A 24,390-nucleotide genomic window follows, 5' to 3' on the forward strand; every position below is an offset into this window, starting at 1 on the left:
ATGCGGAGATTCCCCGCAGCCATGCAACGCGACCTTCCGGACACCCCGCCCGTGGACGTTTCGTTCGAGGCAGGTCTCCTGGCTCACGGGTCAAAGCGCCTGCCCAGCCTTCCCGGAGCATCATGCTCCAGTGACCTGAAATCGGACAGTTGCTCGCCGCTTACAGTTGCGGGGGCAGCTCCGGCATTGCCGCACCATGATGGCGAAGCGCACCGAATTCCCGTCTTAGCCGCCGATCCTCACGAATCGACGGAACCTCGAACACTAGATATGGTATCCGAATCGCCGATGACGTCAACAAGTTGTTGCGGCGGCGCAGCATGGCGATAACGAATCGCCGCGCCTGTGTATGATGTGGATAATGAAACGTTAACGCAAAAGCGCTGTGGAGAACCCATCATAGAAAGAGCCGGCAGAAGCCGGCTCCCCAAACGATATTCATATTTTTATTCGAAGCAGCCGCAGTGCGTTGATCGTCACCAGCACGGTGGCGCCGGTATCGGCGAGGATCGCCGGCCAGAGCCCGGTAATGCCGGCGATCGTCGTCACCAGAAACACCGCCTTCAGTCCGAGTGCGATGGTGATATTCTGCAGGATGTTGCGCATCGTGCGTTTGGAAAGTTCGATCATCCGCGCCACGTCGCCGACTCGTCCGTGCAACACGGCCGCATCCGCCGTCTCCAGCGCCACATCGGTGCCGCCACCCATGGCGATGCCGATATCGGCAGCGGCCAGCGCCGGAGCATCGTTGATGCCGTCGCCGACCTTGGCGACGATGAAACCCTGGCGCTTCAATTCGCCGACGACCCGCTGCTTGTCCTCCGGCATCATCTCGCCGCGCCAGTCGATGCCGAGCATGCCGGCAACAGCTGCTGCCGTCCGCTTGTTGTCGCCCGTCAACATCATCGCCTTGACGCCTGCTGATTTGAGGGCAGCGAGCCCGGCCTCGGCATCCTCACGCGGCTCGTCGCGCATCGCGATCAGGCCGGCCGCAACACCATTGACTAGCAGCACCGACACGCTCTTGCCCTCGTCGTTCAGCGCCGTGATGCGTGCATCCTGTTCCGCGCCGAGCGTCCCGCGCTCGCGGGCGGCGGGCGGCGACAGCAGGTCCAGCGTCTCGCCGCCGACTTTGCCGCTGACACCCTTGCCCGGCAGCGCTTCCAGCTCGAAGGCCGGCGGCACGGGAACACCATCGGCCTTGGCACGGTTGAGGATCGCCAGCGCCAGCGGATGGCTGGAACCCTGCTCCAGCACCGCCGCGCGCGACAGCACCTGCGCCTCGCTCAGGCCAAAGGAAATGATGTCGGTTACCTGAGGCTTGCCTTCCGTCAGCGTGCCTGTCTTGTCGAAGGCGACCATCGTCACCTTACCGAGCGTTTCCAGCACCGCGCCACCCTTCATCAGCAGCCCGCGCCGCGCACCGGATGAAAGCGAGGCGGCGATTGCCGCCGGCGTCGAGATAACGAGCGCGCAGGGGCAGCCGATCAAAAGGATCGCAAGGCCCTTATAGACCCATTCGCCCCACGGCCCGGCGAACAGCAGCGGCGGAACGACCGCGACCAGCGCTGCGACCACGACCACGCCGGGCGTGTAATAGCGCGAGAACCGATCGATGAAGCGCTCCGTCGGCGCCTTCGATTCCTGCGCCTCCTCCACCAGCTTGACGACGCGGGCGATGGTATTGTCGGCGGCAGCCGCCGTGACGCGAACCCTGAGTACCGCGTCGCCATTGACCGTGCCGGCAAAAACGACGGCATCGACGCCCTTGCGTACCGGCGTGCTCTCGCCCGTCACCGGCGCCTCGTCGATCGCGCTTTCGCCTGAGAGGATAATGCCGTCCGCCGAGATCCGATCGCCAGGACGAACCATGATGATAGCGCCGACCGAAAGGCTTTCCGCCGGCACCTCGCGCGTCTGCCCGTTGTCTTCGAGCAGCGCGGTCTTCGGCACCAGCGCCGTCAGCGACTGGATGCTTTCGCGCGCCTTGCCCGCTGCCACCCCTTCCAGAAGCTCGCCAACGAGGAACAGGAACACAACGGTTGCCGCCTCTTCGCCGGCATTGATGATGACGGCGCCGACGGCGGCGATCGTCATCAGCATCTCGATCGAAAACGGTGTGCCTGAGAGGGCGGCCATGATAGCGCGCCGGGCGATCGGCACCAGCCCGATCAGCATGGCAACGATAAAGGCATAGGATGCAATCGCCGGCACGAGATGGCCGACGGCATAGGCGGCGACGAGTGCCGCACCCGAAAGGATGGTCAGCCGGCCCTTCCTACTCTGCCACCAGGGACCGGCCATCGGCGCATGGTCGTGCCCGTGCAACCCCTCGATTTCCTTCTCGCCATGATCGTGAGAATGGTCGTCGTCATGACTTGTATGGTCATGGCTATGGCCTGCGTGATCGTGCCCTTCATGATCATGCACCGCATGATCGTGGTCGTGGTCCGCGTGATCGCGGTGATCATGTCCATGGTCGTGACGATGCTGCGAGCTGTGGGCATGCGCAGGCGCAACGTTTCCGGCAAGCGGCGCGACGGAATAGCCGAGCCCGGTCACCTTCTTCTCGATCGCCTTGAGATCACTGCTGCCATCGTGCCGGACGGTCATCGTGCCCGCCATCACCGAAACGGAAACATCGGCGACACCCGCCAAGCGTCTGACCGCCGTATCGATCTTGGTTGCGCAGGAGGCGCAATCCATGCCGCCTACCCGGTATCGTGTCTCGCTCTCAGCCATGATCCGCTTCCTTGTCAAATAGAAGCATCCCCCCTACATCCTCTAGCGACTAGAGGTGCAAGAGGAAAATCATGAAAAAGATCACAATCGGCGAAGCCGCCCGCCAGAGCGGCGTCAAGGTGCCGACGGTGCGTTATTATGAAAGCATCGGCCTGCTCGCGGCCCCGAGCCGTAGCGAGGGCAACCAGCGCTCCTTCGAACCCGCCGATATCAGCCGCCTCGCCTTCATCCGCCACGCCCGCGAACTCGGCTTCGAGATCGAGGCGATCCGCACGCTGCTCACCCTGCAGGACGATCCGCACCAGTCCTGCGCCTCGGCCGACGCCATCGCCAAGGCCCGCCTCATCGAGGTCGAGCAGCGCATCCGCAGTCTGATGGCGCTGAAGGCCGAGCTGGAAACCATGGTGGAAGGCTGCGGCCACGGCCGCGTCGACCAATGCCGCGTCATCGAAGTGCTCGCCGACCACGGCCAGTGCACGCATCCGCACCACTGATCTCCGCCCTTGCAGGCGATCCGCGCCCGCGCCAAAACTGCATACAGAGAGAATCGGGCGAAGACATCAATGAACCAGAAGCGGATTGCAATCATCGGCGGCGGCCCGGCGGGTCTCGCGGCTGCCGAGCTGCTTTCCCGTTCCGGTCATGCCGTGACGGTCTACGACGCCATGCCGACCTTTGCCCGCAAGTTCCTGCTGGCCGGCAAATCGGGTCTCAACATCACCCATTCCGAGGATTATGCCCATTTCACCACGCGCTTCGCCGCGGCCTCCGCCCGTCTGCGCCCCGCTCTTGATGCGTTTACCCCTGATGATATCAGGAATTGGGCAGCAGAGTTCGGGACCGAGACCTTCGTCGGCTCGTCCGGCCGGGTTTTCCCGAAGGTGATGAAGGCCTCGCCTTTGCTGCGCGCCTGGCTCAGGCGGCTGGAGGCACAGGGCGCCACGCTGCGCACCCGCCACCGCTGGACCGGTTTTGCCGAAGACGGCTATGTTTTCGAAACGCCCGAAGGGCGCGGCATCGTCCATTGTGACGCAGCCCTGCTGGCGCTCGGCGGCGCAAGCTGGCCGCGCCTCGGCTCCGACGCTGCCTGGGTGCCTTGGCTGGCCGGCAGGGGTGTGGAAATTGACACTTTTCAACCCGCCAATTGCGGCTTCGTCGTCGGCTGGAGCAGGAATTTCAGCGAGCGTTTCGCCGGCGAGCCGGTGAAGTCGGTCACCGCCACGTCCGAGGCCGGCACTTTTCCCGGCGAATTCGTCATCACCGGCAGCGGCATCGAAGGCAGCCTCGTCTATACCCATACGGCCGCGTTGCGCGACCGGTTGCTGAACCATGGCAGCGCCGTCCTGACGCTCGACCTCACACCCGGCCGCACCATCGACAGGCTGAGCCGCGACCTTGCGCGGCAGGACGCCAAATCGAGCTTTTCAAACCGCCTGCGCAAGGGCGCCGGCCTCGACGGCGTCAAGGCGGCGCTGCTGCGCGAACTCGCTCCCGAGCGCGACCGAACCGATCCGGAGCGTCTCGCCGGCATGATCAAGGCCCTGCCGGTGCCGGTGATCGAAACCCGGCCGATCGGCGAGGCGATCTCCTCAGCCGGCGGCATCCGCTGGAGCGGCATCGACGAAAACTTCATGTTGAAGGCACTGCCGGGCACTTTCGTCGCTGGTGAGATGCTCGACTGGGAGGCGCCGACTGGTGGCTATCTCCTCACCGCCTGCCTGGCGACCGGCCGGGCGGCAGCCCGTGGCATCGAAGCCTGGCTGCAGCGCTAGAGCGCCGTGCGTCCTTTCGGACGCACAGAGGACGCTCTAACTCTTTCAATCCGCGCTGGCGGCCATCAGCCCTGAGGCAAAACAACAAGATCATCCTCGATCAGGCCGAGGCCGGATGGAAGCTCATAGCGAGACCATTCATGCAGTAGCGAAGCCCGGTTGGCTTCGGGCCGTCATCAAAGACATGGCCGAGGTGACCGCCGCAACGGCTGCAGTGCACGGCGGTACGTGCCATGCTGAAGGTCGTGTCGCCCATCGTGCCGACGGCATTTTCAAGCGGCGCCCAGAAGCTCGGCCAGCCAGTGCCGCTGTCGAATTTGGTGGTCGAGGAAAAGAGGTCCTGGTCGCAGCCGGCGCAGGCGAAATTGCCCTTTCGCTCCTCATGCAGCAAGGCACTGGTGAAGGGATGTTCCGTCCCCGCCTGGCGCAGGATGACATATTGATCCGGCGTCAGCAGCTTGCGCCATTCCTCCTCGGTGTGGGTCACCGCAAACGTCTCGCCGGCGATCGCCTTACCGGCCAGGCCTAAGCGAACCGCAAGCGCCCCAAAAGCAGCGCCCATCAGCAACAATCGTCTGTTCAGCATGGTCGGATCTCCTTGTCTGGCAAACCTTGCTTCTGCAAAGAACTACGAGAGAGGGTGGTCATTTGTTACGCGATGCCCGCCAAAACACCGAAATGTGATTTCCGCCACTTTCGTCAGGAAAGCGCCGCACGCTGACGACCGCCAGCGCCGGCAGATTGCAAACCAACCACTTTTCCATCAGAATGTGCTGAAATTCGGTGGGAGGAGCCGATGCACGAACACTCAGCGCACGCCGAGCACGTCTACACATCTGCCCAGCGCGATTCTGCGGCGGCGAGTTCTCCTGTTGTCGCCTCATGGCGGCGGTGCATGACCATGCACCTGCTCGCCCCCGAGGACCAGCGGGCTCCACTGCGCCTCACCGACCAGGAATTCCGCCGTGCGCGCGAGCAGTCCGAACAGTTGATTGCCAGCGCGACGGAAGAGCTCGATCGTCTCTTTACCACCGTTGGCAGGGCCGGCTGCTGCCTGCTTCTGACCGACAAGAGCGGCATCGCGCTGGAGCGCCGGGGCGCTGCCGGCGACGACAAGGAATTCCGCGAACTCGGCCTCTGGACCGGCTCGGTCTGGACCGAGGCCAGCATCGGCACCAACGGCATCGGCACCGCACTTGCCGACGAGCGTGCCGTCGCCATCTTCCGCGATCAGCATTTTTTCAGCTCGAATACCAGCCTCAGCTGCACGACGGCGCCGATCCGCGATCATCATGGCCGGGTGGCAGCAGCCCTCGACATTTCCACATGCCGCGAAGACGTCAACGAGATGACGCTGGCGATCCTGACGCAGACCGTGCGCGATGCGGCGATGCGCATCGAGCTCAACCTTTTTCGCTCGGCCTTTGCCGGCGCCCGTTTCCTGATGGTCCCGGCCGGCGCCAATTCCGCCGCCGCCCTGCTTGCCGTCGACAGGCACGATCTGGTGCTCGGCGCGACGCGCGCCGCCCGCATCGCGTTGCATCTGGACGACAAACGCATCGCCGCTGGCATTCCGGCGGCCGATGCCCTGCACGAGGCTGGCGTCTCCCAGCAGGATGAAATCGTCGAGGCGGAGAAGGCGGCACTGCTGCGGGCGCTGTCGCGCGCCGGCGGCAATGTCTCGCAGGCAGCGATCGCACTCGGCATCGGCCGCGCCACGCTGCACAGGAAGATGAAGAAGCTCGATCTCCACTGATCAACCTCCCGATGCTGTCGCAGGTCTGCGACACTGTGCACTGCGGTATGGAAGACCCGCCCTGTTCACTCCGCCAAAACATGCTCATTTTCCTCCCACTGGTTCGTTTGGGAACCTGGATCATCAAGGGAGGATGACATGCTTCATCAGAAAATCGTCGAGTCGCCGTTCAAGCTGAAATACGGCAACTATATCGGCGGCGAATGGCGCGAGCCGGTCGAGGGAAAATACTTCGAAAACCTCACGCCCGTCACTGGCGGCAAGCTCTGCGACATTCCCCGCTCTAATGAAAAGGACGTCAAGCTCGCACTCGACGCCGCTCATGCGGCAAAGGAAAAATGGGGTCGCACCTCGGTTGCAGAACGCTCCAATATCCTCATGAAGATCGCCCAGCGCATGGAAGACAAGCTGGAATTGCTCGCCCAGGCCGAGACCTGGGACAATGGCAAGCCGATCCGCGAAACCATGGCGGCCGACATTCCGCTGGCAATCGACCACTTCCGCTACTTCGCCTCCTGCATCCGCGCCCAGGAAGGTTCGATCGGCGAGATCGACCACGATACCGTCGCCTATCACTTCCATGAGCCGCTCGGCGTCGTCGGTCAGATCATCCCGTGGAACTTCCCGATCCTGATGGCCACCTGGAAGCTGGCGCCTGCGCTTGCCGCCGGCAATTGCGTCGTACTGAAGCCGGCCGAGCAGACCCCGGCCTCGATCCTGCTCTGGGCCGAGATCGTCGGCGATCTCCTGCCGCCCGGCGTGCTTAACATCGTCAACGGTTTCGGCCTCGAAGCCGGCAAGCCGCTGGCGACCAGCCCGCGCGTCGCCAAGATCGCCTTCACCGGCGAGACGACGACCGGCCGGTTGATCATGCAATATGCCAGCCAGAACCTCATTCCGGTGACCCTGGAACTCGGCGGCAAATCGCCGAACATCTTCTTCGCCGATGTGATGGCCGAGGATGACGATTTCCTCGACAAGGCGCTCGAAGGCTTTGCGATGTTTGCCCTCAACCAAGGCGAAGTCTGCACCTGCCCGAGCCGCGCCCTCGTCCAGGAATCGATCTACGACCGCTTCATGGAAAAGGCCGTCAAACGCGTCGAGGCGATCAAGCAGGGCAACCCGCTCGACACCGCAACGATGATCGGCGCCCAGGCTTCGACGGAGCAGCTGGAAAAGATCCTCGCCTATCTCGACATCGGCAAGCAGGAAGGCGCGGAAGTGCTGACCGGCGGCTCGCGCAACGATCTCGGCGGCGAGCTGGCAAACGGCTACTATGTCAAGCCGACGATCTTCAAGGGCCACAACAAGATGCGTGTGTTCCAGGAGGAGATCTTCGGACCGGTGGTTTCGGTCACGACCTTCAAGAACGAGAAGGAGGCGCTCGAAATCGCCAACGACACGCTCTACGGCCTCGGCGCCGGTGTCTGGAGCCGCGACGCCAATCGCTGCTACCGCTTCGGCCGCGAGATCCAGGCCGGCCGCGTCTGGACCAACTGCTACCACGCCTACCCGGCCCATGCCGCCTTCGGCGGCTACAAGCAGTCGGGCATCGGTCGTGAAACCCACAAGATGATGCTCGACCACTACCAGCAGACCAAGAACATGCTGGTGAGCTACAGCCCGAAAGCGCTTGGCTTCTTCTGAGATACGCAGCATGGCGGGAGGGCCTCAAACCCCTCCCCAACCCCTCCCCACAAGGGGGAGGGGCTTAACATGCGGCCCTCGCCGTATTCACTCTTGAGGCGCAGCATATGCAGCCGACTTGTTGTTTTGCGAGCCGGTGCCACAGCTTAGTCCCTCCCCCATGTGGGGAGGGGTTGGGGAGGGGAATTCTCCTCCCAAAACTTTGGAGGAAGAACAATGGAAACCACCGTCAACGGCGAAGCGCGTGTTCTGGCAACCGACACAGCTCTCGATTTGATCGCGGAAATCAAGCGGGATCATCCCGCGATCCTCTTCCACCAGTCCGGCGGCTGCTGCGACGGCTCCTCGCCGATGTGTTATCCGGCTAATGAATTCATGATCGGCGACAGCGACGTCAAGCTCGGCGAGATCGGCGGCGTACCGGTCTATATCAGCGCCAGCCAGTTCGAGGCGTGGAAGCATACGCAGCTGATCATCGACGTCGTACCGGGCCGCGGCGGCATGTTCTCGCTCGACAACGGTCGCGAGAAGCGTTTCCTCACCCGTTCCCGCCTCTTCGGCGGCGGCGAGGCTTGCGCAGTGCCTGACGTGAAGGTCAGGGCGGTTTAATGCCGTCGCCTTATCAGGTGCGAATTTTGCCTGTAGTATTCCCATAGTACCTGCTCTCCACAGCTCTTTGCTACTCTCCGCCTGTTGGTTTCAAAGGGAGGAAACGATGCCAGCTTCAAAGATCCTGATGATCACCGGTGATTTCACCGAAGATTACGAAACGATGGTGCCGTTCCAGACGCTGCTCGCCTGCGGCTACACGGTCGACGCCGTCTGCCCCGGCAAGAAGGCAGGCGAGACCGTCGCCACCGCCATCCACGATTTCGAGGGCGACCAGACCTATTCCGAAAAACGCGGCCATAATTTCGCGCTGAACGCCACCTTCGACAGCGTGCGCGCCGAAGATTACGATGCGCTCGTCATCCCCGGCGGCCGCGCCCCCGAATATCTGCGCCTCAATGCCGACGTCATCAAATCCGTGCGGCACTTCTTCGACGCCGGAAAACCCGTCGCCGCTATATGCCACGGCGCGCAGCTGCTTGCCGCTGCCGGGGTTTTGAAGGGCCGCACCTGCTCGGCCTATCCCGCCTGCCGGCCGGAAGTCGAACTTGCCGGCGGCATTTATGCCGATATCGCCATCAGCGATGCAGTCTCCGACGGCAATCTGGTCACGGCGCCCGCCTGGCCGGCGCATCCGTCGTGGCTGCGCCAGTTCATGGCCGTGCTCGATGCCGCAGCCCTGCTGGAAACCAACGCCGCCTGAGAAGGGCGGCACGGGGAGGACGACATGTGTGAACTGTTCATCAAGGCGGATGCGCGGCTCTGGGAAAGCGCCACCCGATCGCTGCGCATCGACGGTATGGTCACCAGCGTCAGACTGGAGAACTTCTTCTGGTCGAAGCTGGAGGAGATCGCCCGGCGCGACGGCATGAATGTCGTCCAGCTGATCACCCGGCTGCATCATGAATCGATCGATGCCGGCCATGATCTCGGCAACTTCACGTCCTTCCTGCGGGTCTGCTGTGCCCGCTATCTCGACCTGCAGCTCACCGGCGACATCCCGGCCGACGTCAGCCGTCCGATCTCCGGCCTCGACGCACCTGTCATCCTCGGCCGCGAACGGGCGAAGTATCACTGAAAGCCAGGCCCGACAGGACTATCGGGCAATGAGAACGGAACTGCCCGCGGATAGCTTCGCCGGCAGTTCCGCAAGGCGTCTCGACATTACCCCTACGGTGGCCTTGCACTGCGGCGCAGGCTGGATCAACAATGCGTGGCATCGTCCAGCACCGGCACCATCAGGAGATCGATTGCCATGAATAGCCAGAAAGTGGTGATCGTCACCGGAGCCGGCGGCAACCTCGGCAGCGCCGTTGTCCGCGAGCTTGCCAACGCCGGCGCGAAACTCGTCTGCATGAACCGTTCAAGCAATGAGCTGGAAGCCTTGGCCGGCGATCTTCCTGCTTCCACCGAGTTTCTGTCGATCGCGGGAACGGATCTCACCGATTATGCTTCCTGCGCCGCCGCTGTCGCCCGGGCCGTCAAGCGCTTCGGCGGTGTTGGCGCATTGGTCAACACCGTCGGTGGTTTCCAGATGGGGCCGGTCGGGCCGGAGGCCCCCGCGCAGTGGGAGACGATGATGACCGCAAACGCCCGCACCGCCCTGACGATCAGCGCCGCGGTTCTCCCGACCATGAAAGCCGCCGGCTACGGCCGCATCGTTCATATCGCTGCCGCACCCGGGCTGAAGGCCGGCGCCAAGCAGGCCGCTTACGCCGCCTCGAAAGCCGCTGTCATCCGGCTGACCGAGGCGATCGCTGCCGAATGCCGCGACGACCGCATCACCGCCAACTGCATCCTGCCCGGGACAATCGACACGCCCGAGAATCGCGCGGCCATGCCCGATGCGAAGACGGACGGCTGGGTATCGCCGCAATCGATCGCCCGCCTCATCGCCTTCCTGATTTCGCCGGCCGCAGCCGTCGTCACTGGCGCAGCAATCCCGGCGACCGGCCGCGAATAACGCAAGGCGCGGCGTGATCGACCGTCGGCGACTGCTCCTTTGTCGAGATCGTGGGTGATGAACGACAGAACCCTGGAAGTTTTAATCAGTGATTTACGATCTGGCTTGAGCTTCGGTTCGCCTTGAGGCAGCCTCGTCTGCGCCTGCTCATGGGACGGGCAGGAGAACAGCGGGCGGACACCATGGTGTTGATGATCGCATTGCGGCGGCATTTGCCAGAAGGCGGGTGGTTTCGATGACGGACGGTCCGGCATTGCGCGCGGTCGGCGCAAGCAGCCTGATACGCGAGGAATGGTTCCTGGGCGTCAGCGTCGCGACGAGCTTGGCGTTTCTTGTTTTCCAGGAGCAGCTCTTCGGGCAGCTTTCCGATCCGCTTTGGTTCACTGTCGTTTTCGCGTGGCTGTTCGCTGCCGTCCTTGGCTCCGCTCTGTCGGTTGTCCGGCACGCGGATCATTTGGCTGAGCGGCTGAAGGAACCCTACGGCACGCTCATTCTGACGCTTGCCATCACCTCGATCGAGGTGATGGCAATATCAGCCGTCATGCTTCACGGCGAGAACAACCCCACGCTTGCGCGCGACACGCTGTTCGCAGTCGTCATGATCATCCTGAACGGCATGGTCGGCCTGTCCTTGCTTCTGGGCGCATGGCGGCGACCGGAACAACAGCATAACCTGCAGGGCGCCAACGCCTATCTCGGGGTCATCGTACCGCTGGCGACCCTGAGCCTGGTGATGCCGACATTTCTTGCAGGCCCGGACGGACAGCATCCATCCGCACCGAGACAACTGATACTGGGTATAATATCGGTCGGCCTTTACGCTACGTTTCTGTTTCTTCAGGCCGGCCGCCATCGGGACTATTTCGCTGACGACAGCAACCGTCACGAGCCCATCAGCGAACGTGTCCCTCGCCATGGACCGGTCTGGCCTCATGCCATTCTGCTTTTCGCCTATATGGCTCCCGTCGTCTTTCTCGTCGAACAGCTTGCCCGGCCGATCGATTACATTATCGAAACCCTGCATGCTCCAACCGCATTTGGCGGTGTTGTCATGGCCATCCTTGTCGCAACGCCTGAGGCAATCAGCGCCGTGCGTGCGTCCATCGCCAATAATCTTCAGCGCTCCGTCAACATCTTCCTTGGTTCGGTGCTGTCGACGATCGGGCTGACGGTGCCGGCGATGCTTGTTGTCAGTCAGCTTTACGGACACCCCGTGACACTCGGCCTGGAGCATGGGGATCTGGTGATGCTCCTGCTCACTCTTGCCGTCAGCATCATCACCTTTGCCAGCGGCCGCACGCATCTCATGCAAGGCGCTGTCCATCTGGTGCTTTTCCTGGCTTATGTGTTGCTGATTTTCCAGCAATGAGACCCGCCCGATGGCGGCCGCGCGAGATCCGGAAAGTAAAGAGTCCCGCGCTTGGTCTGTCTTCCGCTATGATGACGGGAGCTATTGCACAGCTGCAAGGTGGCTGCAGGACCTACGTGGCGATACGGAGACCGGACTTGGGCTCACTATTGGTTGGCGGGCTGGTATTTCTATTTCTGTCGATGGCGACGTCGATAGGATTGATCGTGCGTGCCCGCTTGCCCGATCACCATCTCAATGCGGAATCCAAGGACGTCATCAGGCTGGCAACCGCAGTGGTGGGAACGCTGTCGGCCCTGGCGCTCGGCCTCCTGATCGCATCCGCCAAGTCGACCTACGACAACGCCGAAGTGGAGATGAGAACGGCCGCCGCACGGGTACTGCTGCTTGACCGCGTCATGGCGCAATACGGGCCGGAAACCGACAGGGCGCGGCACTTGCTGCGTGAACTCATCGCGAAACGACTGAGCCGCGGCTGGTCTGCGGAGACCACCGACGAGCCATCCGCCAAGGCGTTGGGAGAATATCAGGATATAGAGGCGGTTCAGGCCGACCTTCGATCCCTGACGCCGAAGGATGCGGGGCAGCGCTCTCTCCAGACGCGTGCTCTGGAGGTGAGCGGCATGGTGGCCGAGACCCACTGGCTGCTGGTCGAATCCGGTAAAGAGGGTTTGCCCTGGGCCTTCCTTACCGTTCTCGTCTGTTGGCTCGCGCTGCTTTTTGCCACCTTCGGGCTGCAGGCGCCGACCAATCCGACGGTGCTGTCAATTCTGCTTGTTTGCGCCCTGTCCGTCGCGGGCGCGATCTTCCTGATTTCGGATATGGCCAATCCCTATGTCGGGCTGGTCCATGTTTCGGATGCACCTTTGCAGTCCGCCATCGAACGCCTCGGGAGGCCCTAGCCATGTCGGGGCGTCCGTCGAGGATGAGCTTCGACACAGTTTAATTGTGCACCAGCAGCTATTGCAATTTTTAGCAATGCCGCGACATAATATCGCATGCCCGGAACTTTTCGGAGAGGGGTCGTCTCCGCCGAGGCACGCATGAAGACTGGGGCTCGCAAACATCGGGGCGGCGGCAATGCGTGTGAGATTGTATCAGGGTCTGCACCTGTCTGTGGTGCTTGCCGGCATGGCAATTCTCGCTGGCTGCGAAGAAAGCGGCAACACTTACGTTGCCCCTCCTCCACCTCCGGTTCGCGTCGCCCAGCCGGTCCAGCAACCCGTAACGCTCTATTTTGAACTCACCGGCAATACGGCGCCGCTTAATTCCGTCGATATCGAGGCGCGCGTCCAAGGCTACATCAAATCCATCGACTATCAGGACGGCATGACGGTCACGAAGGGTACCAAGCTCTTCGGAATCGAGCGCGACACCTACCAGGCCCAACTGGATCAAGCGAAGGCATCGCTCGCCTCGCAACAGGCGTCTCAGGTCGGCGCGCAGCAGGAATATGACCGACAGCTCAATCTGTCGAAGCAACAGGTCACCACGCAGACCGCAGTCGATAGCGCCAAGGCAACGCTCGACGAGGCGAATGCATCCATCCTCAACGCTCAGGCCAATCTCGATCTGGCGACGATCAACCTCGGATATACGGAGGTGCTTGCCCCCTTCGACGGTACCGTCACCGATCACCTCGTCGATATCGGTGCGCTTGTCGGCGTATCCGGTCCCACCAAACTCGCCAGCATCGTTCAGACGGATCCGCTTTATGCCTATTTCAACGTCAGCGAAACCCAGGTTCTGATGATCAAGGAGACCCTGGCAAGGCAGGGACACACCTTCAAGCAGACGGACCTTCCAAGCATTCCTGCGGAGCTCGGCCTGCAGACGGAAGAAGGTTATCCCCACAAGGGACATCTCGATTACGTATCGCCACAGCTCGATGCCTCCACGGGCACGCTTCAGGTGCGCGCTCTGTTCGACAATAAGGACCACGCCATGCTGCCCGGTCTCTTCGTGCGGGTTCGTGTGCCAGTCGGCCATAACGACAAGGCTCTGCTGGTGCGCGACGATGCCATCGGAACGAACCAGCTGGGCAGCTACCTGCTCGTTCTCGGCAAGGACGACGTCGTCGAGCAGAAGCAGGTCAAAACGGGCCAGCGTGAAGGTGCGCTCCGTGTCATCGACTCCGGTCTCGATCCGGCCGACTGGGTCGTGACCCAAGGTATCCAGCAGGCCATCCCCGGCAGCAAGGTCACGCCCGAGAAAATAGAAATGAACCCGCCGGCAGCTGCCGCCGGCGATGCCAAGGCCAAGACCACCACGCAATGAATTCGCCACCATGGTTCATCTGAACGTCTAAGGACAGCAGCATGATCTCGCGCTTCTTCATCGAGCGACCGATACTCGCCAATGTTCTGGCGTTGGTTTTCGTGCTCATCGGCGCGGTGGCCCTGTTCCAACTGCCTGTGGCGCAATATCCGAATGTCGTCCCGCCGACGGTACAGGTGACGACACGCTTTCCGGGTGCCAGCGCCCAGACCCTCGTTGACACCGTCGCTCTGCCGATCGAGCAGCAGGTCAACGGCGTGCAGGACATGCTCTACATGCAGTCGACGAGCGCCAGCGACGGCACTTATTCGCTGACCGTGACCTTTGCCATCGGAACGGATCCGGACCAGGCCCAGGTTCTGGTGCAAAACCGCGTTGCCATAGCGATGTCATCGCTTCCCGAAGCGGTGCAGCTTCAGGGCGTGACGACGCAAAAGAAATCGACGGCGATCCTCGGCTTCGTCAGCCTGACCTCGCCCGACAGCCGCTATGACAGCCTGTTCCTGTCGAACTATGCCGTCATCAATCTGCAGAATGAACTTGCCCGCCTGCCGGGTGTCGGCAACGTTACCGTGTTCGGCGCCGGCCAGTATGCCATGCGCATCTGGATGGATCCGAACCTGCTGCAGGCGCGCGGTCTGACGCCACAGGATGTCGTCAGCGTCGTGCAGCAGCAGAGCCAGGAGGTTGCCGCCGGCCAGATCGGCATTCCGCCGGTGCCGAAAGGGCAGGTCTTCCAATACACGCTGAACGTCAATGGCCGGCTGAACGAGGCGGCCGACTACGAAAACATCGTCGTCAAGGTCGAAAGCGGACAGGGCGGCCGCGTTACCCGCATCCGCGATATCGGCCGGGTCGAACTCGGCGCCCAGACCTACAGCCAGTCCTTCATGCAGAACGGCCGACCGGCCGCCGGTATCGGCATTTTTCAGCTGCCGGAGGCAAACGCCATTGCCGTGGCGCAGGCGGTAAGCGCGAAAATGGAAGAGCTCTCTAAGAGCTTCCCGCAGGGCCTCGAATATCACGTGCCGTTCGACACGACGAAATTCGTCGAGGCCTCCATCGACGAGGTTTACGTCACCTTGATCGAGGCCGGCATTCTCGTTCTCATCGTCATTCTTGTCTTCCTGCAGGATTGGCGGGCGATGCTCGTGCCGGCGACCACCGTTCCGGTCACCATCATCGGCGCCTTCGCGGCCATGGCGGCATTGGGCTTCACCGTCAACCTGTCGACGCTGTTTGCCATCGTTCTCGCCATCGGCATCGTCGTCGATGATGCCATCGTCATCGTCGAAGGGGTTGCCCGGCACATCGAGGCGGGCATGTCCGGACGGCAGGCGGCCGAGAAGGCAATGGAAGAACTGCTCGGCCCGGTCATCGGCATAACGCTGGTGCTGATGGCCGTTTTCATTCCGGCCGCCTTCCTGCCCGGCCTGACCGGGCAGCTCTATCGGCAGTTCGCCCTCGTCATCGCCGCAACGGCGCTGATCAGCGCGATCAATGCCGTCACGCTGAAACCGACGCAATGCGCCCTTTGGCTGCGTCCGCCGGTGCCGCCGGAGAGACGCAACGTCCTCTATCGCGGCTTCAACAGGGTCTACGATAGGGGTGAACGCAGCTATGCCGGGCTGATCGGATCGATGACCCGCCACAGCGGTATAATGGTCGTAGCAGCATTTGCGCTGATCGGTGTTGCCGTCTGGGGACTTGCCCGCCTGCCGACTGCGTTTCTGCCCATCGAAGATCAAGGCTATGTGCTGATCAGCGCGCAGTTGCCCGACGGCGCTTCAAAGGAGCGCACCGACGCGGTGATGGAAGAGGTCGGCAGGATCGCCGAAGCCACACCCGGCGTCGATCAGGTGCTGACGATCAGCGGCATTTCCGTTCTCGACAACAATGCCAGCCTGCAGAATGCCGGCGTTGCCTATGTCGTGCTGAAAGATTGGGATGAACGCGGCAAGGAAAAGGGACAGGATCTGCTATCGATCTACCAGCATCTGAATGGCGCGCTGCAAAGTGTGCTGGCCGCCAAGACGCTGGTGGTCGTGCCGCCTCCGATCCAGGGCGTCGGCAATGCCAGCGGCTTTACCATGCAGGTCGAAATCAGGAACGGCGTTTCCGACTACCCGCTGCTGCAATCGCTTGCCGATACGATCGTCAAGAACGGCAGTGCCCAATCGTCGCTGCAAAGGCTGAGCACGCCTTTTCGCTCGAACGTGCCGCAACTGGCCGTTTCCGTCGATCGCATCAAGGCGGAGACACTGGGGATTACGGTGGGGCAGGTCTTCTCCGCTCTCTCCGGCTATGTCGGATCGAGCTATGTCACCCAGTTCAACAAATTTGGCCGCACCTTCCAGGTCTATGCGCAAGCCGCTTCCGACTTCCGGGTCAGCGCCGAAGACATCCGCAACCTGAAGGTCAAAGCCGGTGACGGGACGATGGTGCCGCTCGGCACGGTCGTCGATGTCACGACGACACAAGGCCCCTCTCTGATCAGCCTCTACAATCTCTACCCCACAGCAACCATCGTTGGCGGGCCCGCCGCCGGCTTCAGTTCCGGCCAGTCGCTCGACGTCATGGAGCAGATTGCCGATCGCACACTGCCGCCGGGCACAGGTTTCGAGTGGACGGCGCTGTCCTATCAGGAGAAGGCCGTGGGCGGGCAGATCTATTTCATCTTCGCGCTCGCCATGCTCCTCGTCTATTTCGTGCTCGCGGGACAGTATGAAAGCTGGATCTTGCCTTTGGCGGTCATTCTTGCCGTGCCGCTCGCCCTCCTCGGCACGGTGGCAGCACTGACAGCAGCCGGTGTTGCCAACAATCTCTATACGCAGATCGGCCTTATCCTGCTGATCGCACTTGCATCGAAGAATGCCATCCTGATCGTCGAATATGCGCGGGAAAAGCGGGCGGAAGGCATGGAAATCCTGGACGCGGCCGTCGAGGCCGCCCGCCTGCGCTTCCGGCCAATTCTGATGACGTCCTTCGCCTTTATCCTCGGCGTCCTGCCGCTGGTGCTGGCGACCGGCGCCGGCGCTTCGGCCCGCAAGTCGATCGGCATATCGGTCTTCAGCGGCATGATCGCCTCGACCTGCCTCGCCGTGCTCTTCGTACCGTCCTTCTACGTCGTGTTGCAGCGCCTCGAGGAATATTGGAAAGGCCGCACAAAGACCGCAGGCGTCGCAGAGGCGGAGATGCCGAAGGTTCAGTAAGGCCGTTGCAACAACCTGTTGCGCGATCACCTGCGGTTTCGCGCGAGAGCAGGTTGTTGGCGGCACGTCACAGCGCGAGTTTCGGACAAACGCTATAATCCCGAGGTCAGGACCCTGTGGCAGGCAGGCGACACACGTTGCAGATTGTCCCGCAGGCAAGCGATAGCCCGCCCTCCACCCAAAGGCACCATGCGGCACAGGGCCTGAAAATCCGATCCGCAGGTTTCGCGCAGGATCATCAGTTCCTCGCGCGGCGAGAAGGCCGGCATCATGGCCCGAGGAGCAGGCGTGGTCGCAACCGTCGCCGCGGCTCCCCCGACGGCTGGGGTTGATCCGGCTGATCCTCCCCCGGTTGATCCTCCCCCGGTTGATCCTCCCAAGGCGGCAACGGCTTGCTGACACGGCGCCGATAGAGCGGCATTGTGCTGTTGCAAGCAGCTGAGTGCCTCCGTGCCGCCCGGTGTGACGCCCGAGCATTGCGCCATGAAATCGCGTTGGCAGGCCGATTTGACGGCGCTGCGCTGCGCCTGCGTCGGCGGATGCGCCGGTGCGCCCGTCGCCGGCGCTGGGGTGGTCGACCCAGTGGTTGCGGGCGCAGCCGGGGCCGGCTCCGCGGATGTCGACTTGGGTTTGCTCACCGCAGACACAGCCTTCCGGCAGCCGGCCGACAGTGTGGCATTATGCTGTTGCAGACAAGTAAGCGCCTCGATGCCGCCCGGCGTCACCCCTGAACATTGCGCTATGAAATCGGAGCGGCATTCCGCCCTGATCGCATTGCGCTGCTCTTCAGTCGGCGCCTGCGCGGAGGCGATGCTAGCCAAGAGCACCACTGCGCAGAGCGGTGGCAATCCCGAGATAGCAAACAGAAGACGACGCCTTCCATGTTGAGCCGTCAGTAGAGAAGATGCCCATTTTTGCATTATTCCTCCCCCCTTATAAATCTCTAATCTACTTCATGAAATCGAACGCCCTGCTGAATAGGATAATAAACGCCCGCCAATTGGAGGGACGTTGCTTGCCGCCGCGAAAATATTAAACCGCAGGCTCCACGTATATTAGAATATTGCTATTTTAGCAACTATCGTGCGCCTGAAAACTGATCAAGGGAAACGTATCACCCATCAGCTTTCTGATCGGAAACCATGCATCTCAAAGCAAGTTAACAGGCTCTGCGAATACATGCCGCCGTCATGCCGCAGCCTCGTATCCTCTTGAAGCCGGGCTCTCGCGGCCTTCAAGCCGAAAGCGTGCAATCATATCGGTAAGTGCAAGCGCCTCGGACGATAGCTGTTGGGTGGCGGCATTCGTCTCTTCCACCATCGCCGCATTTTGCTGCGTCATACGATCAATATCGTTCACCGATGCGTTGATCGAATGGAGTGTCGTCGCTTGGTCGCGGCTTGACGAGGCGATGAGCTCGATATGGCTGACGATGTGGACGATCTCACCGGAAATCTCTATCAACGCATCGCCGGTGCGGCCGACGAATTCGGAGCCGGACGCAACCTCTCGAACGGAATTGTTGATGAGCTCGCCGATTTCCTTGGCTGCGCGAGCCGATCGCTGCGCCAGCTCCCGCACCTCTTGCGCCACGACAGCAAAGCCCTTGCCGGCCTCACCCGCTCTCGCCGCTTCGACTCCCGCATTTAGGGCCAAGAGATTGGTCTGGAAAGCGATGGAGTCGATGGCGCTGACAATCTGAACGATCTTGCCCGACGCGTCCTCAATCCGTCCCATGGCCGAAACCGCATTTTGGACCACTGAAGCCGACGCGTCGGCGCCCTGTTTGGCGCGTTGGACAAGCGCAAGCGCTGCTGCTGCCCGTCCTGAAGAGGTGTTGACGGCGGAAGAAATCTCCTGCACTGCCGCTGCGGTTTCTTCAAGTGCAGCCGCCTGCTTCTCCGTTCGACTGGCCAGGTCATCAACGGCTTCCGCCATTTGTCGGCCATTGTCGCTGATGAGGGAAGACGTCTCGCGGATATCGCAGAGCGTCTCCCTGAGACCAGCAACCGACATGTTGAAATCGGTGCGGATCCGGTCGAGTTCGGCGGCAAAGGGCGTATCGATCGAAAAATTCAACTCCCCACGCGACAGCCGCGTGAGCCCTTCTGCAAGCGCCTCGATTGCCGCGTCAACCTGGACCTTGGCGCTACGTCGCTCGAGTTCGTTGCGGGCACGCTCAGATTCCGCATCACTACGCGCGATCTCGGCCTGTTGTTCCATTTCGACATTCGACAGCGCATTTTGTTTGAAGACGGAAAGCGCACGGGCCATTTCCCCGATTTCGTCGCCCCGTGCCTCGCCGGTGATTGTGGTATCGAGCCTTCCCTCTGCGATCTTGCGCATCGCTGCGGTAATCTGGGTGATCGGTCCCTTCAGGGTGACGACCAGCGCGGCACCCGCGGTCATAGCGATCAGGATGCCGATGACAATCGCGCCGCCGGATATCCTATTGGCCTGTTGACGATCCTGCCCAGCATTTTGCCTCTGCGTCTCGGCGAATTGAGCAAGCAGGTTCCAGGTGTTGTCGATCTGCCCCGCAGCGCTGTCGAACTCAGCCAGCTTGCGCACTGCACCTTCGGAGAGCGCTGCCGCGTTCGCTGCAAGCAGGTCGAGGACGGGCTGAGCCTTCTTCGGAATTTCGGCAAAGACCGGATCGTCGTTCACCACGCCGGCGAGACGGCCGAGCTCGGTCTGATACATGTAGATCGACTGCTGGACTTTCTTCACTCGCGCGTCGTCTGGATTGCCGGCGAGTTCGGCGAAGCCGACGCGGATCTCGTTATTGCTGTTAACGATGGCGCGCAGTTCGTTGCCGACATTGGTCGCCTGAGAGATATCCTTGTCCGACGCGGCAAGCGCAAGCACGGAGGTCCGCATCAGATCGTCGCCAATCGTCTTGAGACTGTCGCCTGTCGCAGCAAGATTGGCGACGGCGGTATCCGTTGCTGGGACATCCAAAGTGTCGGGCGACACCTTCGAAGCGTTGGCGACGGCATCCACAGCAGCGGCATACTGCCCGGCGAGGGCTTCGGTCGCTACAGCAGGCGAAAGCTGCTCCTTTGCCTTTTGCAAATCGGGCGCATATTTGGCTAGCAGGCTGACTTTGTCAGCCGGCGTCGTCGCGTTCGTATAGTCACTGCGAAGTTTTGTCGCGGCACTGGCGGCGGCGCTGATGGAGACGGAATTATTTAGACCGCCCTTGTTGGCATTTTCCAACTTTTTCGCGCCGGCCATCAGCATGAACGAGCGCTTGCCAACCTGCCCTTGCAAGTCAAGAAGTGCCGCGGAAGCAGCGTCCACATCACTGAGAATTTTCTGCTGTCCCGTTTCGATTTGCCAGATCGCTTCGATCTTTTGCGGGATGATTTGCGACTGATCAAGCGCCCGGTCAAGAAGCCCCACATCGGTCGTCGGCCTTAGCCTCTCGATCGTCTGCTTCAGGTTTGCCAGTTGCTCTCGGGCGTCCGCAAGCGCGGTATCACGAGCTTCCTGCGACGGCTTCATCAGAAAGCCGGTCATGCTGGAAGAAACATGTTTGAACCCGTTCAGGGACTGCAAAACATGGTTGGAGATCTCCATCCGTCCCTCGAGAAGGCTGGACGCGTAGTACCCCGTCAGTCCCACTGCGCATAAGCTAATGACGAATGGTGCCAAAAGTACGAGCACCTTCGTCTGAATGCGAACCCGCGACATCAAACCATTTACCACGAATGCACCCTCGCCACCGATTGGAGCTAAGCTGTCATTCTTTGTTTAAGAACCGATAAATGGGTTGATTCGAGAACTATGCACGCTTCACCTATCGAGGCGAGGACGTGGTTCAGACGCTCGAACGGGCATATAGGCAGGTCGGCCATTCATCATCGCCTGGCCTTGTTGCGGGTCCCTGCTGAGGGGTTAACTCCTCGATCACATCTGGAAACGCAAAAAGCCCTCCTTGCCGGAGGGCTTTTGTATTTTGGTCTCTGGAGTGTATTGGGGATCTGGTTGCGGGGACATGCTTTGCCCCGTTCGGGTCTTAAAACAGTCCAGTGGACTGTTTTATCGGGCGAGGCCCGAGCGACCGCTCACCCTTCAGGTTATGAGCCTGGCGAGGCGAGGCGGATAAGCAATCGATCCAGTGAATCGATTGCCGGCCGAGCGGGCTGCTCCACGAGGAGCGTTTGATTTTTGGAAGGAAGTTTGGTTTCGGGGGCAGGATTTGAACCGTCCTTCGGACCCTTCAGGTTATGGTGAGCTTTGCGAACGAGGAGCTACCATCGCCAGGGAAAGCGAAGCTTTTCCGCGAGCGATAAGAAGGTAGTTGCTGATCTTCAGAGAGGATTTGGTTGCGGGGGCAGGATTTGAACCTGCGGCCTTCAGGTTATGAGCCTGACGAGCTACCGGGCTGCTCCACCCCGCGCCATGTGCAAATCGATGGGATTTGCTGCAGTATTATAACACGAAAGGCCGCTTTGTGAGCGGCCCTTTTGTGACGGCATGGGCCGTAGGTTGTGATGAGAAGATTGATTAGTTGCGTTTTGCAGACCTGGCAGCGACCTACTCTCCCGCGTCTTAAGACGAAGTACCATGGGCGCAGGGGCGTTTCACGGCCGTGTTCGGAAAGGGAACGGGTGCAGCCACCCCGCCATAACCACCAGGTCGGCAAAGCGCAACTATATGTTTTGAGAAGCTGGCAGGCGTTAGCCTGTTTTCTTTTTTGAACACGTCTTTCGATCTCTTCCGGCTGCGGGTGCTTGTGGCACCCATACAGGCCAGAGGCCGTCGCCAATCGTTTGGCGGGCCGTCCGCAGCGCCATTGGCGCGTCAGGACAAAGGTCTGGCACATCGATCCGGACAAACACGATGTGTTTGCCGGGAGTTCGATGAGCATAGTCAATGAGAACGATCAAGCCGATCGAGCTATTAGTACCGGTAAGCTTCATGCGTTGCCGCACTTCCACACCCGGCCTATCAACGTGGTCGTCTTCCACGGCTCTGATAGGGAATACTCGTTTTCAGGTGGGTTTCCCGCTTAGATGCCTTCAGCGGTTATCCCGTCCATATATAGCTACCCTGCTATGCCCTTGGCAGGACAACAGGTCCACCAGAGATATGTCCATCCCGGTCCTCTCGTACTAGGGACAGATCCTGTCAATATTCCTACACCCACGGCAGATAGGGACCGAACTGTCTCACGACGTTCTGAACCCAGCTCACGTACCGCTTTAATTGGCGAACAGCCAAACCCTTGGGACCTGCTCCAGCCCCAGGATGCGATGAGCCGACATCGAGGTGCCAAACAACCCCGTCGATATGGACTCTTGGGGGTCATCAGCCTGTTATCCCCGGCGTACCTTTTATCCGTTGAGCGATGGCCCTTCCACGCGGGACCACCGGATCACTATGACCGACTTTCGTCTCTGCTCGACTTGTCAGTCTCGCAGTCAGGCGGGCTTATGCCATTGCACTCGACGACCGATTTCCGACCGGTCTGAGCCCACCATCGCGCGCCTCCGTTACTCTTTCGGAGGCGACCGCCCCAGTCAAACTACCCACCATACACTGTCCCGGACCCGGATAACGGGCCGCGGTTAGACATCCATGACGATAAGGGTGGTATTTCAAGGATGGCTCCACGGAAACTGGCGTCCCCGCTTCAAAGCCTACCACCTATCCTACACATGCCGACACGAATGCCAGTGTAAAGCTATAGTAAAGGTGCACGGGGTCTTTCCGTCTGACCGCAGGAACCCCGCATCTTCACGGGGAATTCAATTTCACTGAGTCTATGTTGGAGACAGCGGGGAAGTCGTTACGCCATTCGTGCAGGTCGGAACTTACCCGACAAGGAATTTCGCTACCTTAGGACCGTTATAGTTACGGCCGCCGTTTACTGGGGCTTCGATTCAAAGCTTGCACCTCTCCTCTTAACCTTCCAGCACCGGGCAGGCGTCAGACCCTATACGTCGTCTTGCGACTTCGCAGAGCCCTGTGTTTTTGATAAACAGTCGCTACCCCCTGGTCTGTGCCACCCCATAATAGTTGCCTAGCATGGGGTCACGCTTCTTCCGAAGTTACGCGTGCAATTTGCCGAGTTCCTTCAACATAGTTCTCTCAAGCGCCTTGGTATACTCTACCTGACCACCTGTGTCGGTTTCGGGTACGGTCTATACGGTGGAGCTATTTCCTGGAACCGCTCCGCTGCCCATCCAATCCAATAAGAATGAACAACTTGTGCAATCCGTCACTACCACCAGGCCCACGAATATTAACGTGGTTCCCATCGACTACGCATTTCTGCCTCGCCTTAGGGGCCGGCTAACCCTGCTCAGATTAACTTTAAGCAGGAACCCTTGGTCTTTCGGCGAGAGGGTCTCTCACCCTCTTTATCGTTACTCATGTCAACATTCGCACTTCCGATACCTCCAGGAGCCCTCACGGGTCTCCCTTCATCAGCTTACGGAACGCTCCGCTACCACTTGCGATTGCTCGCAAATCCTCAGCTTCGGTGCATGGCTTCAGCCCCGTTACATTTTCGGCGCAAAGACCCTTATTTAGACCAGTGAGCTGTTACGCTTTCTTTAAATGATGGCTGCTTCTAAGCCAACATCCTGGTTGTTTTGGGATCCTCACATCCTTTCCCACTTAGCCATGACTTGGGGACCTTAGCTGGAGGTTAGGGTTGTTGCCCTTTTCACGACGGACGTTAGCACCCGCCGTGTGTCTGCCGAGTAGTACTCCCCGGTATTCGGAGTTTGGTTAGGATCAGTAAGACGGTGAGTCCCCATAGCCCATCCAGTGCTCTACCCCCGGGGGTATTCGCTCGACGCTCTACCTAAATAGATTTCGCGGAGAACCAGCTATTTCCGAGTTTGATTGGCCTTTCACCCCTAGCCACAAGTCATCCCAATCTATTGCAACAGATGCGGGTTCGGTCCTCCAGTTGGTGTTACCCAACCTTCAACCTGCTCATGGCTAGATCACTCGGTTTCGGGTCTAATGCAACAAACTAAATCGCCCTATTCAGACTCGCTTTCGCTTCGCCTACACCTACCGGC

The 24,390-nt window shown here is 60.8% G+C and carries 16 protein-coding genes, 1 tRNA gene, 2 rRNA genes and 1 riboswitch (1 of these 20 only partly in view); of the genes, 12 read left to right on the top strand and 7 right to left on the bottom strand.

All coding sequences use genetic code 11. The features are described 5' to 3' along the window. Window positions 1-51: 51 nt before the first annotated feature. Window positions 52-275, bottom strand: a riboswitch (cobalamin riboswitch). A gap of 163 nt (window positions 276-438) precedes the next feature. Beyond that, window positions 439-2,742 carry a heavy metal translocating P-type ATPase gene (locus CUJ84_RS19880; protein ID WP_105007469.1) on the bottom strand — a complete coding sequence of 768 codons (2,304 nt, stop codon included), beginning with the start codon at window positions 2,740-2,742 and terminating at the stop codon, window positions 439-441. A gap of 71 nt (window positions 2,743-2,813) precedes the next feature. Here CUJ84_RS19880 and CUJ84_RS19885 point away from each other — a divergent pair, with 71 nt between their 5' ends. After that, the gene (locus tag CUJ84_RS19885; protein WP_027689385.1) at window positions 2,814-3,236 is read left to right on the top strand and encodes a MerR family transcriptional regulator; all 423 of its coding nucleotides are present in this window, start codon (window positions 2,814-2,816) and stop codon (window positions 3,234-3,236) included. A gap of 69 nt (window positions 3,237-3,305) precedes the next feature. Continuing rightward, window positions 3,306-4,514: a TIGR03862 family flavoprotein gene (locus CUJ84_RS19890; RefSeq protein WP_105007470.1), complete on the top strand. Its 1,209-nt coding sequence runs from the start codon at window positions 3,306-3,308 to the stop codon at window positions 4,512-4,514. A gap of 100 nt (window positions 4,515-4,614) precedes the next feature. On the opposite strand, the gene msrB is transcribed toward CUJ84_RS19890, so the two are convergent. Next, window positions 4,615-5,100, bottom strand: a complete 486-nt coding sequence (msrB, locus tag CUJ84_RS19895; RefSeq protein ID WP_105007471.1) for a peptide-methionine (R)-S-oxide reductase MsrB — start codon at window positions 5,098-5,100, stop codon at window positions 4,615-4,617. A gap of 210 nt (window positions 5,101-5,310) precedes the next feature. On the opposite strand from msrB, the gene CUJ84_RS19900 reads away from it, so the two are divergent. The 10 genes from CUJ84_RS19900 (at window position 5,311) to CUJ84_RS19945 (ending at window position 17,347) form a co-directional block, all read left to right on the top strand. After that, window positions 5,311-6,270: a helix-turn-helix domain-containing protein gene (locus CUJ84_RS19900; protein ID WP_105007472.1), complete on the top strand. Its 960-nt coding sequence runs from the start codon at window positions 5,311-5,313 to the stop codon at window positions 6,268-6,270. A 138-nt stretch (window positions 6,271-6,408) separates the two neighbouring features. Then, window positions 6,409-7,917 carry an aldehyde dehydrogenase gene (adh, locus tag CUJ84_RS19905; RefSeq protein ID WP_105007473.1) on the top strand — a complete coding sequence of 503 codons (1,509 nt, stop codon included), beginning with the start codon at window positions 6,409-6,411 and terminating at the stop codon, window positions 7,915-7,917. 216 nt (window positions 7,918-8,133) lie between these two features. Further along, the gene (locus tag CUJ84_RS19910; RefSeq protein ID WP_105007474.1) at window positions 8,134-8,526 is read left to right on the top strand and encodes a DUF779 domain-containing protein; all 393 of its coding nucleotides are present in this window, start codon (window positions 8,134-8,136) and stop codon (window positions 8,524-8,526) included. Between the two features lie 106 nt (window positions 8,527-8,632). Beyond that, window positions 8,633-9,229, top strand: a complete 597-nt coding sequence (locus CUJ84_RS19915) for a DJ-1/PfpI family protein (protein WP_028759016.1) — start codon at window positions 8,633-8,635, stop codon at window positions 9,227-9,229. A 24-nt stretch (window positions 9,230-9,253) separates the two neighbouring features. After that, window positions 9,254-9,604, top strand: a complete 351-nt coding sequence (locus CUJ84_RS19920; RefSeq protein ID WP_105007475.1) for a ribbon-helix-helix domain-containing protein — start codon at window positions 9,254-9,256, stop codon at window positions 9,602-9,604. Between the two features lie 177 nt (window positions 9,605-9,781). Further along, window positions 9,782-10,489 carry an SDR family NAD(P)-dependent oxidoreductase gene (locus tag CUJ84_RS19925; RefSeq protein WP_105007476.1) on the top strand — a complete coding sequence of 236 codons (708 nt, stop codon included), beginning with the start codon at window positions 9,782-9,784 and terminating at the stop codon, window positions 10,487-10,489. A gap of 235 nt (window positions 10,490-10,724) precedes the next feature. Continuing rightward, on the top strand, window positions 10,725-11,858 hold the full coding sequence (locus CUJ84_RS19930) for a calcium:proton antiporter (protein ID WP_105007477.1): 1,134 nt from the start codon (window positions 10,725-10,727) through the stop codon (window positions 11,856-11,858). A 137-nt stretch (window positions 11,859-11,995) separates the two neighbouring features. Continuing rightward, entirely contained in the window at window positions 11,996-12,760 is a 765-nt protein-coding gene (locus tag CUJ84_RS19935) for a DUF4239 domain-containing protein (protein WP_105007478.1), read from the top strand. A 178-nt stretch (window positions 12,761-12,938) separates the two neighbouring features. Continuing rightward, window positions 12,939-14,135, top strand: coding sequence for an efflux RND transporter periplasmic adaptor subunit (locus tag CUJ84_RS19940; RefSeq protein ID WP_105007479.1), 1,197 nt, complete (start codon window positions 12,939-12,941; stop codon window positions 14,133-14,135). 41 nt (window positions 14,136-14,176) lie between these two features. Beyond that, entirely contained in the window at window positions 14,177-17,347 is a 3,171-nt protein-coding gene (locus CUJ84_RS19945; RefSeq protein ID WP_105007480.1) for an efflux RND transporter permease subunit, read from the top strand. A 92-nt stretch (window positions 17,348-17,439) separates the two neighbouring features. On the opposite strand, the gene CUJ84_RS38810 is transcribed toward CUJ84_RS19945, so the two are convergent. The 5 genes from CUJ84_RS38810 to CUJ84_RS19970 all read right to left on the bottom strand — a co-directional run. Beyond that, on the bottom strand, window positions 17,440-18,267 hold the full coding sequence (locus CUJ84_RS38810; protein WP_105007481.1) for a hypothetical protein: 828 nt from the start codon (window positions 18,265-18,267) through the stop codon (window positions 17,440-17,442). 268 nt (window positions 18,268-18,535) lie between these two features. Continuing rightward, window positions 18,536-21,058, bottom strand: coding sequence for a methyl-accepting chemotaxis protein (locus CUJ84_RS19955; RefSeq protein ID WP_105007482.1), 2,523 nt, complete (start codon window positions 21,056-21,058; stop codon window positions 18,536-18,538). Between the two features lie 617 nt (window positions 21,059-21,675). Next, a tRNA-Met gene (locus tag CUJ84_RS19960) sits at window positions 21,676-21,752 on the bottom strand. A gap of 124 nt (window positions 21,753-21,876) precedes the next feature. Beyond that, window positions 21,877-21,991 (bottom strand): 5S ribosomal RNA (rrf, locus tag CUJ84_RS19965). A 243-nt stretch (window positions 21,992-22,234) separates the two neighbouring features. After that, a 23S ribosomal RNA gene (locus CUJ84_RS19970) occupies window positions 22,235-24,390 on the bottom strand (it continues 659 nt past the right edge of the window).

Source organism: Rhizobium leguminosarum, from assembly GCF_002953715.1.
Taxonomy (GTDB): Bacteria; Pseudomonadota; Alphaproteobacteria; order Rhizobiales; family Rhizobiaceae; genus Rhizobium; species Rhizobium leguminosarum_V.